We start from the raw sequence: 15,353 nt of genomic DNA, 5'->3' as shown, positions 1-15,353 counted from the left end.
CCTCTGGCCCGGCGCCCTTTCCGCGCGTTCTACGCCGCCACCTGCACCGGCTTGTGCGCGAACTGGGTGCGGTAGAGCTCCGCGTACCGGCCTTCCACCGCGAGCAGTTCCTCGTGCGTCCCGCGCTCCACGATCCGCCCGGCCTCGACGACGAGGATCTGGTCGGCGGACCGCACCGTCGAGAGGCGGTGCGCGATGACGATCGCGGTACGGCCCTCGAGTGCCTCGGCGAGCGCCTCCTGGACCGCGGCCTCCGAGGTGTTGTCGAGGTGCGCCGTGGCCTCGTCGAGGATGACCACCCGCTGCTGGGCGAGCAGCAGCCGGGCGATGGTCATGCGCTGGCGCTCGCCGCCGGAGAGCCGGTAGCCGCGCTCGCCGACCACGGTGTCGAGGCCGTCGGGCAGGGAGCGTACGAGGTCTTCGAGGCGGGCCCTGCGCAGGACGTCCCACAGGTCGTCCTCGGTGGCGTCGGGGCGGGCGAGCAGCAGGTTGGCCCGGACCGACTCATGGAAGAGGTGGCCGTCCTGGGTGACCATGCCGAGCGTCCGGCGCATCGAGACCGCGGAGAGGTCACGGACGTCGACCCCGCCGATGCGCACGGCTCCGCCGTCCGTGTCGTACAGGCGGGGAAGCAGTTGCGCGATGGTCGACTTGCCCGCGCCGGACGATCCGACGAGCGCGACGGTCTGGCCCGGCTCGGCGCGGAAGGAGAGGCCGTGCAGGACTTCTTCGCCGCCCCGGGTGTCGAGGGAGGCGACCTCTTCGAGGGAGGCGAGGGAGACCTTGTCGGCGGACGGGTAGCCGAAGCGGACGTCGTCGAACTCCACCGCCACCGGGCCCTCGGGGACCTCTGTCGCGTCCGGCTTCTCGTCGATCAGCGGTTTGAGGTCGAGGACCTCGAAGACCCGCTCGAAGCTGACGAGCGCGCTCATGACCTCGACCCGTGCTCCCGCCAGGGACGTCAGCGGCGCGTAGAGGCGGGTCAGGAGCATGGCGAGGGACACGACCGCGCCGGTTTCCAGGGTGCCGCTGAGGGCGAAGTAGCCGCCGAGGCCGTAGACGAGGGCCAGGGCGAGCGCCGAGACCAGGGTGAGCGCGGTGATGAAGGTGGACTGCGCCATGGCCGTGCGGACACCGATGTCCCGCACCCGCCGGGCCCGCGTGGCGAATTCCTCCGACTCGGCGCCGGGGCGGCCGAAGAGCTTGATGAGGGTGGCGCCCGGAGCGGAGAAGCGCTCGGTCATCCGCGTGCCCATCGCCGCGTTGTGGTGTGCGGCCTCCCGCTGGAGCTTCGCCATCCGGGAGCCCATGCGGCGCGCGGGCACGATGAAGACGGGGAGCAGGACAAGCGCGAGGAGCGTGATCTGCCAGGAGAGCCGCAGCATCATGGCCAGGGTCAGGACCAGCATGACCACATTGCCGACGACGCCGGAGAGCGTGTTGCTGAACGCGCGCTGGGCGCCGATCACGTCGTTGTTGAGGCGGCTGACCAGGGCGCCGGTGCGGGTGCGGGTGAAGAAGGCGACGGGCATGCGCTGGACGTGGTCGAAGACGGCCGTGCGCAGGTCGAGGATGAGCCCCTCCCCCAGGTTCGCCGAAAGCCAGCGGCTGAGCAGGCCGAAGCCGGCCTCGGCGACGGCGATCGCGGCGATGAGCAGGGCGTACCGGACGACGAGCGAGGAATCCCCGTCCGAGACGATCGTGTCCACGACGCTGCCCGCCAGGAGGGGCGTCGCCACGGCGAGCATCGCGGTGACGATGCTCAGGAGCACGAAGTAGACGATGCGGCGTTTGTGCGGGCGGGCGAAGGTGCCGATGCGGCGCAGGGTGGCGCGGGCGAAGGGACGGCGGTCCTGCTCGGCGTTCATGACGCTCTGCAGTTGGGTCCAGGCTGTCGTTTCCATGCTCATGAGAAGAACGTAGAACCTCAAGCTTCCTTGAGGTCAAGCGTTGCGGGCGAGACACCCGAACGAGGCCCCGCGCGTCCCTGCCGCATCCCTTGACCCGCGTGTACCAGGAACGTACTTTCGCTTCAACTCTTGTGGCCATCACAGAGGTTGTCGACTTCCTGACGCGAGAAGGCGAACACATGCGAGAGCTACGAAGGCGTACTCTGCTGTCCGCGATCGGCGGCACCGCCGTCGCGGGAGGCGGCTTCACCGCCGCCGGCACCGGAATCGCCCAGGCCGCGCCGCAGCGCCCGAGCGCCACGAGCGCCCTCGACCCGAAGATCAAGAAGCTGCTCGACCGTATGACTGTCGAAGAGAAGCTGGGTCAGTTGCAGCAGCTCCCCTGGGCCGTCAGCACCGGCCCGGGAGGTAGCGAGACCAAGGAAGTCGAGGACGCCGCGCGCGCCGGACGGCTCGGTTCGGTCCTGAACATCTTCGGCGCCAAGAGCAGCAACGCCCTGCAGCGCATCGCGGTGGAGGAGTCCCGGCTCGGCATTCCGCTGCTCTTCGGCCTCGACGTCATCCATGGCCTGTGGACCACGTTCCCGATCCCCCTCGCCCAGGCGTCGAGCTTCGACCCGGAGGTCACCAGGCGTGACGCCGAGGTGTCGGCGAAGGAGTCCCGCTCGAACGGCGTGCACTGGACGTTCTCGCCCATGATGGACGTCACGCACGAGCCGCGCTGGGGCCGGATCGCCGAGGGCTGCGGCGAGGACCCGTACCTCACGACGGCGTTCGCCGTGGCCAAGGTGGAGGGTTACCAGGGCGCGAAGGGTTCAGGACTCGACGCCGAGGACCGCGTCGCCGCCTGCGCCAAGCACTTCGTCGCGTACGGCGGCGCCGAGGGCGGCCGGGACTACAACACGGTCGACGTGTCGGAGTCGCGGCTTCGCAACCACTATCTTCCGCCGTTCAAGGCCGCGTTGGACGCGGGTGTGGCCACGGTGATGGCCTCCTTCAACACCATCAGCGGCGTCCCGGCGCACGGCAACCCCCACACGCTCACCGACATCCTGTACAAGGAGTGGGGGTTCGACGGCTTCGTCGTCAGCGACTGGAACGGTGTCGACGAACTCGTCGCGCACGGCTTCGCCGAGGACGGCGCCGACGCGGCGCGCCTCGCGCTGAACGCCGGCGTCGACATGGAGATGGCCAGCACGGACCTGGCCGAGCACGGCAAGAAGCTGCTGCGCGCCGGCAGGATCAGCGAGCGGCGCCTCGACGAAGCGGTCACCCGGATCCTGCGCCTGAAGTTCGCGCTCGGGCTCTTCGACCATCCGTACGTCGACGAGGACGCCGCCATCGACAAGCCGTCCGCCGAGGCCCGCGAGGCGGCCCGCGAGACCGCCGCCCGTTCGATGGTGCTCCTGAAGAACGAGGGCAAGGCGCTGCCGCTCAAGAAGTCCGTCGGGTCGATCGCGGTCGTCGGCCCGTTCGGCGACTCCGACGACCTGCTCGGCACGTGGACGTTCCCCGGCGCGGCGAAGAACTTCCCCTCGGGAAAGGTCCTCGCCGCCGTGAAGGAAGCGGCTCCGCGCGCGAAGGTGACGTACGCGAAGGGCGTGGACCCCGAGGGCGAGGACACCGGCGGCATCCCGGCGGCGGTCTCCGCGGCCAAGAAGGCGGACGTGACCGTCGTCGTGGTCGGTGAGCCCCCGGCGATGAGCGGCGAGGCCGCCGCGCGCGGCGACATCAGTCTGCCGGGCGGGCAGGAGAAGCTGATCGAGGCGATCGCCGGGACGGGCAAGCCGTTCGTGGTGGTCCTGGTCAACGGCCGCCCGCTGACCGTCGGTGGCTGGCTGAAGTCGGCACCGGCCGTCCTCGAGGCCTGGCACCCGGGGCTCGAGGCGGGCCACGCGATCGCCGACGTGCTGTTCGGCGAGGTGAATCCGGGCGGCAAGCTGCCCGTGTCGTTCCCGCGGACGGTCGGCCAGATTCCCGTGCACTACAACCACGAGTCGACGGGACGCCCGTACAACGCGGACAACAAGTACACGTCCAAGTACCTCGATCTGCCCCCGACCCCGCAGTTCGCCTTCGGCCACGGGCTCTCCTACACGTCCTTCGAGCTCGGCGAGCCGAAGCTGAGCCGCGACCGCGTGCCGGCGCGGGCGCTGCGCGCGGGCGACACCCTGGAGATCTCGGTCGGCGTGCGCAACACGGGTGACCGCACGGGCGACGAGGTCGTCCAGCTGTACGTCCACGACATCGCGGCGAGCATCGCGCAGCCGGTGCGCAAGTTGCGCGGCTTTCGCAGGGTGCCGCTGCAGGCGGGCCGGTCGACGACCGTCCGCTTCCGGCTCGGCGCCGAGGACCTCGGGTTCTGGTCCAACGCGCAGGACGGCGAGTTCCGTGTCGAGGAGGGCGCCGTGGACCTCTACGTCGGCACCAGCTCGGAGGCCGAGGCGAAGAAGAGGCTCACGATCACGTGACGACCGGGAAGGGAGGCCGGGCCCCGTGGCGGGCCCGGCTGCGGATCAGCCGGGTCAGCCGAGTTCGAGCGTGGTGACCCCGAAGACCCGCTCCACGGCCATCTCCCGCACCGGTCCTGTGTACATGCGGGCGGTCGGGAACGTGGGTTTCATGCCGCGGGACTCGGCGAGGGCCACGGCGTGCGGCTGGGTCTCGGGGACGTCGATGACGACGGGCGTGTCGTCCGCCTCCGCCGTCAGGGCGTCGAAGAGCTCCTCCGCGTCGGCGCGTGTGTCCGCGAACAGGGGCCCGACGCGCAGGGCACCGTGGGCCGGGCGGAGCACGCCGTACCCGGTGATGGTGCCGTCGACGATGCGGGCGAGGGCGCGGTGCCCGGGAGCGGTCAGCCAGGACTCCAGGAAGCGCGGGCGGTCCGCGGGGTAACTCGCGGCGTCGTACGCGGTGATCGCCCGCAGGCCCGCCGCCTCGACCGGCAGGACCCGTGCGGGGCGTGGTCCGCCTCCGGGCAGGGAGCCCACGTACCGGATGGTGCGGTGGGCGAGCTCGAAGCCCGAACGGCGGTAGTTGTCCTGCTGGGAGACCACGCCGTCGAGGCCGACGGTGCGCTTGCCCGCGTGGGCGAGCGCCGTCCGCCAGGTGGCGATGCCGTGGCCACGTCCCCGCTGGTCGGGGCGTACGAGGTAGAAACCCAGGAAGGCGTACACCTCGTCGTAGTTCACGACCGAGATCGCGGAGACCGGCTCGGCTGGTTTGTCGGCGAGGCGGCCGATGAAGAATCCGTCGGGGTCCTGCGCGAAGAAGGAGGGGCCGTCCCGCAGGCCCGGATTCCAGCCCTCGTCCGCCGCCCAGCCGCTGACGACCTGCCAGTCGTCGAGCGTCGCCCGCGAGACGGTGAGCCGCCCAGGGACCGAATCTGTCATCGCTGCACCCTTCATGAGACGGAGGGGAGCACCCCTCGCACCGGAACCATCCTTCCCGACTCCTCGCCCCGATACCCGACTCATAAGCGCTCCTTTCAGGGGTGCTCGGGTCCGGGATCGGGATGATTTGAGCCCGATATCCGCTGTGGAGGGATTCCCCGGCCGAGCCCTGGGACGGTGGACGGGGGTTGCGCGACCAACTGTCCGGTCATTTCCGGCCCTTTCTCAACTAGCTCCCATAAATGACCACTTGCGGTCATGGAACAACCCGAAGACGATCGGCGCCGCATGCCAAAGCGGCAGCCGCGAAAGACCGTTCTTCCAGGAGGTTCCAGTGAACGATCGGCTCGCACTCGGTCCGGATGCCGCACGGCAACTGGCGACGACGACCAAGACCACTCCCCAGATGCGCGGCATCACCCCGCGCTATCTGCTGCGCGCCCTGCCCTGGGTGGAGGTCGAGTCGGGCACCTACCGGGTGAACCGGCGCAGGACGTTCGTGCTCGGCGACGACCGCGTCACCACGTACGAGGAGAGCGGCTCGCAGCGTGTCGTGCCCGGCGACTTACGCGAGGTTCCCTATCTCCGTGACGCCGACGACGCGCTGCTCGCGGAGCTGGCAGGCGCCTTCACCGAGGTCACCTTCGAGGCCGGACAGGTGCTCGCCCAGGAGGGCGACCCCGCCGACCGGCTGTGGGTGGTCGTGCACGGCAGGGCCGAGAAGCGGATGACCGGCCGGTACGGCGAGGACGCGCTGCTCGAAGTCATCGGTGACGGCCAGTTCTTCGACCTCGGCGCCTGGACCAGGACCGAGCCGATGCCGTACCGCGTCAAGGCGCTCACCCCGGGCCTCGCGCTCTGCGCGGACCGCGGCGCGCTGGCGGAGCTCGCCGGCCGGGACGAGGCGCTGGGCGGCGCGATCACCGCGTACTGCGAGGGGGACACGATGACGCCCGGCGCCGAGGTGCCGGTGGATCTGACCGCGGGGCACGTCGGGGAGCCGGATCTGCCGGGGACGTTCGTGGACTTCGAGGACGCGCCCCGCGAGTACCACATGACGCTCGCGCAGACGGTGCTCCGCGTGCACACCCGGGTCGCCGACCTCTACAACGGGCCCATCGACCAGACCCGCGCGCAGTCCAACCTGACCATCGCCGCGCTGCGGGAGCGGCAGGAGGCCTCGCTCCTGAACCACCCGGAGCACGGTCTGTTCCACAACGTCTCCGCCGGTCAGCGGGTCCAGGCACGCACCGGCGCCCCGACCCCCGACGACCTGGACGAACTCCTGACGCGGGTCTGGAAGCAGCCCGGCTTCTTCCTCGCCCACCCCAGGGCGATCGCCGCCTTCGGCCGGGAATGCACGCGGCGCGGCGTACCCCCGGTGACGGACAACCGGTACGGCAGCCCGCTCCTGACCTGGCGCGGTGTTCCGCTGCTCCCGTCGGACAAGGTGCGCTTCTCGGGCGGCATGGGCGCCGGTCTCGGCACCACCGAGATCCTCCTGATGCGGACGGGCGAGGCCGAGCAGGGCGTGGTGGGGCTGCGGCCCTCGGGCGTCCCGGACGAGGTCGAGCCGGGCCTGTCCATGCGGAACATGGGCGTCGACCAGAAGGGCATCACGTCGTACCTGATGACGGCGTACTTCAACACCGCGGTCCTGGTCGAGGACGCCATCGCCGTCCTGCAGAACGTCGAGGTGTCCAACTACCATGACTATTCCTGACGTCACGACGCTCGGGGCGGGCGTACCGGGGCTCCCGGCCGCGACGCCCGCGCCGGGCGCCCTGCCGCAGCTGCAACCCTCGGGGTTCACTCCCGAGGCGGCCCGCCAGGACATCCCGATCCTGCACCGCACGGTCAACGGCCACCCCCTCGTCTGGCTCGACAACGGCGCCACCACGCAGAAGCCGCGCCAGGTCATCGAGGCGCTCGGCGCCTTCTACGGCGTCGCGAACTCCAACATCCACCGCGGCGCGCACACCATGGCGCGCGAGGCGACCCAGATGTACGAGGCGGGGCGGGCCGCGGTCGCGGAATTCCTCGGGGCGGGGTCGCCGGACGACATCGTCTTCGTACGCGGCACGACCGAGGCGATCAACCTGGTCGCCCAGAGCTGGGGACGGGCCAACCTCGGGCCCGGGGACGACATTCTGGTGGCCGTGCTCGAACACCACTCCGACATCGTGCCGTGGCAGTTGATCGCGAAGGAGACCCGGGCCCGTGTCGTCCCGATCCCGCTGACTCCCGAGGGCGCGATCGACCAGGACGCCTACGCCGATCTCCTCTCGTCCCGCACCCAGCTCGTCGCCGTCAGCCACGCGTCGAACGTCCTCGGCACCGTCCCGCCCGTGAAGGAGATGACCGCCCTCGCGCATCGCTACGGCGCCAAGGTCCTGGTGGACGGGGCACAGGCCGTGGCGCACTTCCCGGTCGACGTGCGGGATCTGGACGCCGACTTCTACGCCTTCTCGGGGCACAAGCTGTTCGCCCCGACCGGCATCGGCGCGCTCTACGCCAAGCCGGAGATCCTGCGGGGCATGAGGCCGTGGCAGGGCGGCGGCAACATGATCGAGTCGGTCGACTTCACGCGGACCACGTTCGCGCCGGTCCCGCACCTCCTGGAAGCGGGCACGGGCCACATCTCGGGCGTCGTCGGCCTCCTTGCCGCGCTGAACTGGTTCACGTCCTTCGACCGGGACGCCGTCGCCGCGTACGAGACCGCGCTCATGACGTACGCACAGCAGGCCTTGGCCACGGTGCCCGGCCTTGAGGTCCTCGGTTCGGCGCCCGAGCGGATCGCGGTCCTCACGTTCACCCTCGCGGGCCACGACCCGGCGGGCGTCGCGGACTGGCTCGACCGCGACGGGATCGCCGTCCGCGCGGGCCACCACTGCGCCCAGCCCGCACTCGCCCACTACGGCCTGGAGTCGGCCGCCCGCGCCTCGCTCGCCCTCTACAACACGTCCGAGGAGGTGGATCAGCTGGTGGCGTCCTTGCGGCGGCTTCAAGCGGCCTAGGTCCGTAAGGGACCTGGCGTCGGGGTGTCCGGTTTCCGTCGGGGCGTGGTCGGATAGGCGGCGTACATCGACTGAGCTTCGGGAGGCAGGATGTTCGTCCCGTTCGGGGCCCTTGATTTTCTGGACCGCGCCACCACCGTGTACGGGGACCGGGTCGGCATCGTCGACGAGCCCGACCAGCCGGCCGAGCCCTGGGAAGGGCTCACCTATCGGCGCGTGGGTGAGCTCGCGCGGGCCCAGGCCGCCGGGCTCGACGCGCTCGGGGTGCCGCACGGCGCACGCGTGGCGGTGGTCTCGCCCAACAGCGCCCGGCTGCTGACGTCGTTCTTCGGCGTCAGCGGCCACGGCCGGGTCCTCGTGCCGGTCAACTTCCGCCTGTCGGCCGAAGAAGTGGGATACATCGTCGGTCAGTCGGGCGCGAGCGTCCTGCTGGTCGACCCCGAACTGGAGGACCGCCTCTCGGGGGTGACCTGCAAGCACCGCTACACACTGGGGGCGGACGCCGACAAACAGTTGTACCGCTTCGACACCGAACCCGAGCCCTGGCAGCACGACGAGAACGCCACCGCGACCATCAACTTCACCAGCGGAACGACCGCGCGCCCCAAGGGCGTTCAGATCACGCACCGCAACATCTGGGTGAACGCCCTGACGTTCGCGCTGCACGCCGGGGTCACCGACCGGGACGTCTACCTGCACACCCTGCCGATGTTCCACGCGAACGGCTGGGGCATGCCGTTCGCGATGGCCGGCATGGGCGCGCGCCAGATCGTGCTGCGCAAGGTGGACGGCGCGGAGATCCTGCGCCGGGTGGCCGAGCACGGCGTCACGGTGATGTGCGCGGCGCCCGCCGTGGTCAACGCGGTCCTCGCCGCGGCGCGGACGTGGGAAGGGGAGATCCCGGGGCGGGACCGGGTGCGCATCATCGTCGCGGGGGCTCCGCCGCCCACCCAGACCGTCGAGCAGGTCGAGTCGGAGCTCGGCTGGGAGTTCATCCAGATCTACGGTCTCACCGAGACCTCTCCCCTGCTCACCATCAACCGCACCCGCGCCGAGTGGGACGGCCTCACCTCGCAGCAGCGCGCGGAGAAGCTGGTCCAGGCCGGGGCCCCCGCGCTGGGCGTCACGTTGCGCACGTCGGAGGAGGGCGAGGTCCTCGCCCGTTCGAACGTGATCCTGGAGGGGTACTGGGAGCAGCCCGAGGAGTCCGCGAAGGCGCTTGAAGGCGGCTGGTTCCACACGGGCGACGGCGGGTCGATCGGCGCGGACGGCCATCTGACGATCAGCGACCGCAAGAAGGACGTCATCATCACCGGCGGTGAGAACGTCTCCTCGATCGAGGTGGAGGACGTCCTGTTCAGCCATGCCGCGGTCGCCGAGGTGGCCGTCATCGGGGTGCCGGACGAGAAGTGGGGCGAGACCATCAAGGCCCTGGTCGTCCTCGCCCCCGGCGCACAGGCCACCGAGGAGGAGCTCATCCGGCACTGCAAGCAGCACCTCGCCGGGTTCAAGGCGCCGACCTCGGTGGAGTTCCGCGAAGAACTGGCCCGCACGGCCACCGGGAAACTCCAGAAGTACAAGCTGCGCGGGCCCTATTGGGAGGGCCACGAGCGCGGCGTCAACTGACGCTCGGCACTACCACTCGGCGCTCGCGTTCGTCTCGCAGAGCTCGAAGACGGCCTCCCCGGTCTCCGGATCGGACCCGGCCACGGGCCGTACGCGCGCGCCGACCCATACGAGATGCGGCGAGGCACCCACGACACGGCAACGGAACACGAACCCCTCGGGAAAGCGGACGAGGGACTCGTTGCGTGCGGTGCCGGTGTAGCGGTTGACCACGCTGGACTGGACGACGACGCCCTCGCCGTCACTCCGCTCGGCCTCCAGATCGCTGGACGCGCACACCGGACACAGCATGCGCCGGAAGGACGCGGTGCCGCACCACCGGCAGCGCTGGTAGATCATGCCGGTTCGCTCGTGCTCTGTCGGCGCGATGCTCAATTCCTGCTGGGACACGTTCGACCCCCTGCATTGACCTGCACTCGGCTCGGATGCGCCGCGCTCGGCGTCGACGCATCCGCACCATATGGCACTGAGTGCCAATCGGTAAAGGTACTGAGTGCTACTCGCTCGATCGGCCGCTGGACCGGGGCTCAGTCCTGGCCGAGGGCCGACTCGACGCGCTGGACGACGCGCCACATGGGGGCGCGTTTGGAGACCACCATGACGACGACCTCGTCATCGGCGCCGCCAGCCGCCTCGTCCCCGCCGGTGGCGCCGCTCCCCCACCCGTCCCGTACGAGTTCGAGCGCGTGGTCCACCGCCGCCTCGGCGTCACCGTCGCCGCCCGAACGCAGCCAGGAGCGCAGGGCGTTGTTGTGCGCGGCGACCACTGCGGCGGCGATCACCTCGGCGCGCAGGGAGCCGTCCTCGGCGTCGGCGTACCGGCCGCGCAGGTAGCCGGCCATGGTGCGTTCGTAGCGCCGCACCACGGAGAGTTCGTACGTACGCAGACCGGGGACCTCTTGCGTGAGGCGGTAGCGCTGCACGGAGAACTCGGGGTTCGTGGCGTACATCCGCAGCACGATCCGGGCCGCGTCGCACACGGCGTCCACCGGATCGGCGCCGTCGGCCGCTTCGAGGAAGGCGGTCATGTCGGCCAGGCAGCTCTCGTGGTCGGGAAAGACCGCGTCCTCTTTGGACGGGAAGTACCGGAAGAAGGAGCGGCGCCCGACCCCGGCGCGCGCCACGATGTCGTCCACCGTGGTCTGTTCGAAGCCCCGCTCCAGGAACAGCTGGAACGCCGCCTTCGCGAGCACCTCCCGCATGGGGGCCTTCTTCGCTGGTCCGCGTGCCTCTGTCATGCGGGGAACGTAGCATCGTGAGGGCCTGTATGGCACTACGTACCTTTACAGGGGGTACTGAGTGCCATACCGTCGTCATAACGAACCACACCAGGTAGGAGAGCCGGCGTGAGCTTGAGGATCGTTGTCACCGTGAAGTACGTGCCTGACGCCACCGGCGACCGGCATTTCGCCGATGACCTGACCGTCGACCGTGATGACGTGGACGGCCTGCTGTCGGAGCTGGACGAGTACGCGGTCGAGCAGGCGTTGCAGATCGCGGACGAGGCGGACGACGCGGAGATCACCGTGCTTACGGTGGGTCCGGAGGATGCCAAGGACGCGCTGCGCAAGGCGCTGTCGATGGGTGCGGACAAGGCCATTCATGTCGAGGACGACGATCTGCACGGCACGGATGCGCTGGGCACGTCGCTGGTGCTGGCCAAGGCGATCGAGAAGGCCGGCTACGACCTGGTGATCTCGGGTATGGCGTCCACGGACGGCACCATGGGTGTCGTGCCGGCGCTGCTTGCCGAGCGTTTGGGTGTGCCGCAGGTGACGCTGCTGTCCGAGGTTTCCGTGGCGGACGGTGTGGTCAAGGGGCGCCGTGACGGGGATGCGGCTTCCGAGCAGCTTGAGGCGTCGCTGCCGGCGGTGGTGTCGGTGACCGACCAGTCGGGTGAGGCGCGCTACCCCTCCTTCAAGGGCATCATGGCCGCCAAGAAGAAGCCGGTTCAGGCCTGGGACCTTTCCGACCTCGGTCTGGAGGCCGAGGAGGTGGGCCTGGAGGGTGCCTGGACGAAGGTTGAGTCGGCCACCGAGCGTCCCGCGCGGAGTGCGGGCACGATCGTCAAGGACGAGGGCGAGGGCGGCAAGCAGCTCGCTGAGTTCCTCGCGGGCCAGAAGTTCATCTGAGCTTCAGCCACCGCTGAAATCCGCCCCACTTCTTCGTAACCGCAGGAGAGATGAAGTCCCATGGCTGAAGTTCTGGTCTACGTCGACCACGTGGACGGTGCCGTCCGCAAGCCCACCCTGGAGCTGCTCACGCTGGCCCGCCGTATCGGTGAGCCCGTGGCTGTCGCGCTGGGCAACGGCGCCGGTGACACCGCCGCCGCGCTGGCCGAGCACGGCGCGGTCAAGGTCCTCACCAGTGACGCCGCCGAGTTCGCCGACTACCTGGTCGTGCCGAAGGTGGACGCGCTGCAGGCCGCCTACGAGGCGGTGTCCCCGGCCGCCGTGCTGGTGCCCTCCTCCGCCGAGGGCAAGGAGATCGCCGCGCGCCTGGCGCTGCGCGTCAAGGGCGGCATCATCACCGACGCCGTCGACCTGGAGGCCGACGGCGAGGGTGTGGTGGCCACGCAGTCCGCGTTCGCCGCGTCCTACACCACCAGGTCCCGGGTCTCCACCGGCACCCCGGTCATCACGGTCAAGCCCAACAGTGCCGCGGTGGAGGCCGCCCCGGCCGCCGGCACGGTCGAGGCCCTGGCCGTGTCGTTCTCGGAGCAGGCCACCGGCACCAAGGTGACCGGGCGGACGCCGCGGGAGTCGACCGGGCGTCCGGAGCTGACCGAGGCCGCGATCGTGGTCTCCGGCGGCCGTGGCGTGAACGGCGCGGACAACTTCCACCTCATCGAGTCGCTCGCCGACTCGCTGGGTGCGGCCGTGGGTGCTTCGCGTGCCGCGGTCGACGCGGGCTGGTACCCGCACTCCAACCAGGTCGGCCAGACCGGTAAGAGTGTCTCGCCGCAGCTGTACATCGCCTCGGGTATCTCGGGTGCGATCCAGCACCGGGCGGGCATGCAGACCTCCAAGACGATCGTGGCGATCAACAAGGACGCCGAGGCCCCGATCTTCGACCTGGTCGACTACGGCGTGGTCGGCGACCTCTTCGACGTCGTCCCCGCCCTCACCGAAGAGGTCAACACCCGCAAGGGATAAGCCTGTTCGAACCTCAGCCCGGCCGCGCGGACACCGCGAGGCCGGGCTGAGTGCGCTCCGCACTTCCGGGCCGGCCAATGTCCAAGCCGCGAAGGGCGTTTGAGGCCTCAGGATGAGCGGCATCCTCCGCTCCTCCTTTCACCCGGGACGGTGGAGGGCCGAGGTCAGGTCGTCGAGGTGCCGTGCGACCGGGCCCAGGGTGAGCAGGCCGCTGCCCGCGCCCGCCAACTCATGGGCAGCTGGGGAGAGTTCACTGCGGGCGCGTTCCATCGTCTCCCTGTCGTCCAGAGCGATCGCCGCCCGCCCCGCCAGGCACCACAGGGCCTCTTGCAGGAGGTCGCGGGGTGGGTCCGGGATGCGGCGCAACACCTCGGCCGCCTCGCCGCGGCGGCCCTGGGACAGCAGCACCAAGGGGCGGGCCCAAGGTTCGTACGGGCCCCAGTCCGTGCTCTCATCCAGCCCCGAACCGAGGCGTGGGTCGGCGGAGGTCTCCTGGCCGAGACGCAGGGACAGCAGCGCGAGCGGCAGCAGTCCGCGCTCCAGGCCCGGCATGCCCGAGCCGTCCAGCCGCCCGGCGGCTTCCCGGTAGGCGGCCTCGGCTGCCGGGGCCCGACCTGCCGCGGCGAGCCGCAGCGCCGCGTACCATTGGGTGAACACCCCTGCCAGCGGCAGCTCATGACGCTCCGCCAGGAGATCCGCGGCCGCCGCGTGGCCGTCGGCGCCCGGCAGGTCCGCGAGCGCGCTGCGGGCCTGGAGCCGGATGAGGTGGCCGAGGACCTCGTAGGTGACGAGCCCGTGCCGGGCGGACAGGGTGACGAGTTCGGCGCCGATCGCGTCCCGGTCCGCGGCAAGGCCCGTGCGGTGGAAGCTCTGCATGAAAAGACCGTTGAGGGCGAACGCGAGGAGCCCGGGGTCGTCGAGTCGGCGGGCGGTCTCCTCGGCCTGGCGGGCCGCCTGGGGCCCGCGCGCCGACCTGGTGCCGCGTGATTCCAGGGCGATCGTGGCGAGCAGGCGGGCCCGCGCCGCCGGGTGCGCGTCGGGGCTGAGCGCGGCCAGGGTGCGTTCGGCCGCGGTGACGACCTGCGCGGCCTGGCGTGGGTCGTCGACGCGGGTCCAGATAGCCGGGACATCGTACGCGCCGATCACTCGGGCGGTGAGTTCCGCGTCGCCCAGTTCCTCCGCCGCATCGACGGCCGCCATACGGTGCTCGCGGGCGGCTTCGAGGCCGCCGCCTCCGGTGACCGCCAGGTTGCGCAGCAGGCTCACCGTCGAGTCCAGTCGGGCGCGGGCGCCGGACGCCACGGTCCGGTCGTAGGCGGTGGTGGCCCGCGCCCACACCTGTTCCGCCGCGCCACCGGCCCGGGACGGCTCGGGGTCGAGGTGGCGGGCCTGGCCGAGGATGTCCGCCTCCAGGCGGCGCAGCCCCGGTCCTGGATCCACCCCGAGCTGCTCGACCAGGAGCGCGCGGGCCCGGCGCAGGACCGCGAGCGCGTCGCCCTGGCGGCCGGTGCGGTAGAGCGCGAGGGCAAGAAGCCGCCAGGCGTCCTCGCGCCAAGGGTGCTCGGCCACGTGCGCGTCCAGGTCCGGCACCGCGTCGGCGGCGCGTCCGCCGTCCAGGCATGCCTCGGCCCGGCGCTCGACCGCGTACAGGCGCAGCTCCCCCAGGCGGGAGCGTTCGGCGCGGGCCCAGGCCTCCTCGGGGAACTCGGCGTAGGCGGGGCCGCGCCACCACCCGAGCGCCTCCTCAAGGCGGTCGACGGCCTGCCGCGGCGGCAGGTTCGCCGCGTCGGTCACCGCCTGCTCGAAGCGCCAGGCGTCCACCGCGGCGGGCTCGGCTCGCAGGGCGTACCCCGGGCCCTCGGTGACGAGGAGCCGGGCGGGCGTGCGGGGCGGGCGCCCGGGTTCCAGGGCTCGGCGCAGCGCGGCGACGAAGGTGCGTACGGTGCCGACCGCGTCCTCGGGCGGGTCCACCCACAGGTCGTCGACCAGGCGGGCGACCGGGACGACGCGGCGGCGGGCGACGATCAGCCGGGCGAGCACCGCACGGTGCCTCGGCCCCCTCAGCGCGACGGCTCCGCCATCGCCGTCCCAGGCCGCCACCGGCCCGAGCACCCCGTACGTGACCTGCACGCCTGACCAGCCTTTCCACCCGTTCCCGTGGGCATCGTCCCTGGTCACGGTAGCGCGCTCATCGGATGCTCATCGGTGCCCGGCAGGCTCGGGAGCACCAGTTCCGCCACCGCGAAGGACCGC

The 15,353-nt window shown here is 71.1% G+C and carries 11 protein-coding genes; 6 read left to right on the top strand and 5 right to left on the bottom strand.

What is annotated here, in order from left to right; genetic code table 11:
* Positions 1–29: 29 nt before the first annotated feature.
* Entirely contained in the window at positions 30–1,910 is a 1,881-nt protein-coding gene (locus ACWGIH_RS27765) for an ABC transporter ATP-binding protein (protein ID WP_453449049.1), read from the bottom strand.
* Positions 1,911–2,089: 179 nt separating this feature from the next.
* Between ACWGIH_RS27765 and ACWGIH_RS27760 the strand changes: the two genes are divergently transcribed.
* The gene (locus ACWGIH_RS27760; protein WP_453449050.1) at positions 2,090–4,381 is read left to right on the top strand and encodes a glycoside hydrolase family 3 N-terminal domain-containing protein; all 2,292 of its coding nucleotides are present in this window, start codon (positions 2,090–2,092) and stop codon (positions 4,379–4,381) included.
* A gap of 54 nt (positions 4,382–4,435) precedes the next feature.
* Here ACWGIH_RS27760 and ACWGIH_RS27755 read toward each other — a convergent pair whose 3' ends face one another.
* The gene (locus tag ACWGIH_RS27755; protein WP_453449051.1) at positions 4,436–5,302 is read right to left on the bottom strand and encodes a GNAT family N-acetyltransferase; all 867 of its coding nucleotides are present in this window, start codon (positions 5,300–5,302) and stop codon (positions 4,436–4,438) included.
* 334 nt (positions 5,303–5,636) lie between these two features.
* Here ACWGIH_RS27755 and ACWGIH_RS27750 point away from each other — a divergent pair, with 334 nt between their 5' ends.
* From ACWGIH_RS27750 to ACWGIH_RS27740, 3 genes are all read left to right on the top strand, one after another.
* Positions 5,637–7,025: a family 2B encapsulin nanocompartment shell protein gene (locus ACWGIH_RS27750; RefSeq protein WP_453449052.1), complete on the top strand. Its 1,389-nt coding sequence runs from the start codon at positions 5,637–5,639 to the stop codon at positions 7,023–7,025.
* On the top strand, positions 7,012–8,319 hold the full coding sequence (locus ACWGIH_RS27745) for a SufS family cysteine desulfurase (RefSeq protein WP_453449053.1): 1,308 nt from the start codon (positions 7,012–7,014) through the stop codon (positions 8,317–8,319). The genes ACWGIH_RS27750 and ACWGIH_RS27745 overlap by 14 nt, the downstream gene beginning before the upstream one ends.
* A gap of 90 nt (positions 8,320–8,409) precedes the next feature.
* Complete coding sequence (locus tag ACWGIH_RS27740; protein WP_453449054.1) at positions 8,410–9,945, top strand: AMP-binding protein; 1,536 nt, start codon at positions 8,410–8,412, stop codon at positions 9,943–9,945.
* 9 nt (positions 9,946–9,954) lie between these two features.
* On the opposite strand, the gene ACWGIH_RS27735 is transcribed toward ACWGIH_RS27740, so the two are convergent.
* Positions 9,955–10,284, bottom strand: coding sequence for a Zn-ribbon domain-containing OB-fold protein (locus ACWGIH_RS27735; protein ID WP_453449060.1), 330 nt, complete (start codon positions 10,282–10,284; stop codon positions 9,955–9,957).
* Between the two features lie 188 nt (positions 10,285–10,472).
* Entirely contained in the window at positions 10,473–11,183 is a 711-nt protein-coding gene (locus tag ACWGIH_RS27730) for a TetR family transcriptional regulator (RefSeq protein WP_453449055.1), read from the bottom strand.
* Positions 11,184–11,291: 108 nt separating this feature from the next.
* Between ACWGIH_RS27730 and ACWGIH_RS27725 the strand changes: the two genes are divergently transcribed.
* Together ACWGIH_RS27725 and ACWGIH_RS27720 are read left to right on the top strand one after the other, a co-directional pair.
* Positions 11,292–12,077 (top strand): electron transfer flavoprotein subunit beta/FixA family protein, encoded by a 786-nt coding sequence (locus ACWGIH_RS27725; RefSeq protein ID WP_453691709.1) that lies wholly within the window; start codon positions 11,292–11,294, stop codon positions 12,075–12,077.
* Positions 12,078–12,137: 60 nt separating this feature from the next.
* On the top strand, positions 12,138–13,100 hold the full coding sequence (locus ACWGIH_RS27720) for an electron transfer flavoprotein subunit alpha/FixB family protein (RefSeq protein WP_453691707.1): 963 nt from the start codon (positions 12,138–12,140) through the stop codon (positions 13,098–13,100).
* Positions 13,101–13,238: 138 nt separating this feature from the next.
* Here the strand turns inward: ACWGIH_RS27720 and ACWGIH_RS27715 are convergent, their stop codons facing one another.
* Positions 13,239–15,230 (bottom strand): BTAD domain-containing putative transcriptional regulator, encoded by a 1,992-nt coding sequence (locus tag ACWGIH_RS27715; protein WP_453450496.1) that lies wholly within the window; start codon positions 15,228–15,230, stop codon positions 13,239–13,241.
* Positions 15,231–15,353: the final 123 nt, after the last annotated feature.

Source organism: Streptomyces sp. NPDC054872 (genome assembly GCF_053610705.1).
The sequence above is the reverse complement of the archived record's forward strand: the minus strand, read 5'-3'. Positions and strand labels throughout refer to the sequence as shown.